Origin of the sequence: Pseudomonas sp. HMSC057H01 (assembly GCF_001836405.1) — a bacterium.
GTDB classification, from domain to species: domain Bacteria; phylum Pseudomonadota; class Gammaproteobacteria; order Pseudomonadales; family Pseudomonadaceae; genus Pseudomonas; species Pseudomonas aeruginosa.
This window is the reverse complement of the sequence record NZ_KV828510.1, coordinates 1-377: the sequence shown is the minus strand read 5'-3', so window position 1 is coordinate 377 and position 377 is coordinate 1. Positions and strand designations below refer to the sequence as shown.

The following is a 377-nucleotide window of genomic DNA, read 5'->3' as shown; positions in this document are numbered from 1 at the left end:
GCTGAACCGCCGGGCCAACCGCCTGGCGCATGCCCTGATCGAGCGCGGGGTCGGTGCGGACCGCCTGGTGGGCGTGGCCATGGAGCGCTCCATCGAGATGGTCGTGGCCCTGATGGCGATCCTCAAGGCCGGCGGCGCCTACGTGCCGGTGGACCCGGAGTATCCCGAGGAGCGCCAGGCCTACATGCTGGAGGACAGCGGCGTGGAGCTGCTGCTCAGCCAGTCGCACCTGAAGCTGCCGCTGGCGCAAGGCGTGCAGCGGATCGACCTGGATCGCGGTGCGCCCTGGTTCGAGGATTACAGTGAGGCGAACCCGGATATTCATCTCGATGGCGAGAACCTCGCCTATGTCATCTACACCTCCGGCTCCACCGGCA

The 377-nt window shown here is 67.6% G+C and carries 1 protein-coding gene; it reads left to right on the top strand.

Annotated elements, in window-relative coordinates:
• Positions 1–377: AMP-binding protein (locus HMPREF2581_RS22825; RefSeq protein WP_139181924.1), on the top strand; the 377-nt coding region annotated here is incomplete at both ends.